We start from the raw sequence: 1051 nt of genomic DNA, 5'->3' as shown, positions 1-1051 counted from the left end.
GGTATTCACGGCATCAACTTCCTGTTGGCGGAGTCCCTGGATGGTGGGGGTGTCAGCTCCCTCCATCTCGATCCACAGGGGAAAACCTACTCCCAAGTACTGCTGGAACTGGAGATTCCGGTGCCGGAACAGGATGCCTGTAACTGGGGACTGGTCTGACTCAGACGGGACACGCGAACTGCAACAGTCCCCGTTGTGTAGTAGTCGCAAAACTATCTGGCATTTTTGACGGTAATTAAGGCTTCATCATGACTTTGATAGCAAGCGCTCGATAAGCTTGCGATGACTGATCCCCTGCCATGTCACGGGTGGGGGCGTAACACCGGAGAAATTCTATGGAACGCATCTATCTCAATGGCGCATCGGGTCTGAAACTGGCTGCTGATGTGGCAGGTCACCCGGAGCATCAGCCTGTGGTCATGCTCCACGGTGGTGGCCAGACCCGTCACTCCTGGGGCGCGCTGACCCGTACCCTGGCCGGTAACGGCTACCGGGCCATGACTGTGGATATGCGTGGCCATGGGGAAAGCGACTGGTGCCCAGAAGGGGACTACACCCTCGACCGCTTCGTGGAGGATGTGCACGCCATTCTGGCGGAACTGAAGCGGCCTCCCGTGCTGATCGGTGCCTCACTCGGTGGCATCAGTTCCCTGCTGGCGGCTGGAGAGGGTTCACACCTGCCCCTCCATGGCCTGGTGCTGGTAGACATTGTGCCCAGGGTCGAGCCGGAGGGGGTGCAGCGTATCCGTCAGTTCATGTCGGCCCATGTCGGCGGCTTCGATTCCTATGAAGAAGTGGTGGCGGCCGTCAACGGCTATATGCCTCACCGCAAGGCCAGACCCCGCTCCCGGGAGGGGCTGCGCAAGAACCTGCGGGTCGGGGAGGACGACCGTCTTTACTGGCATTGGGATCCGGCCTTTATCAGTGGTGATCGCACACCGGGGTCCGTCCGCAATGTGGAGCGGTTGCGGGATGCTGCGCGGCGCATCGACGTGCCCACACTCCTGGTACGGGGCAAGATGAGTGACGTGGTCAGCGAGGAAGGGGTAAG

2 protein-coding genes are annotated in these 1051 nt (G+C 60.5%); both read left to right on the top strand.

Translation table 11 applies throughout. The annotated features are described in order from the left end of the window. Positions 1–3: 3 nt before the first annotated feature. Entirely contained in the window at positions 4–159 is a 156-nt protein-coding gene (locus BM036_RS20610) for an AtuA-related protein (RefSeq protein ID WP_425434123.1), read from the top strand. A gap of 176 nt (positions 160–335) precedes the next feature. Continuing rightward, on the top strand, positions 336–1051 hold a 716-nt coding region (locus tag BM036_RS19720), incomplete at its 3' end, for an alpha/beta fold hydrolase (RefSeq protein WP_091855316.1).

This window comes from Marinobacter segnicrescens (assembly GCF_900111555.1).
In the GTDB taxonomy this organism is placed as follows: domain Bacteria; phylum Pseudomonadota; class Gammaproteobacteria; order Pseudomonadales; family Oleiphilaceae; genus Marinobacter; species Marinobacter segnicrescens.
The sequence above is the reverse complement of the archived record's forward strand: the minus strand, read 5'-3'. Positions and strand labels throughout refer to the sequence as shown.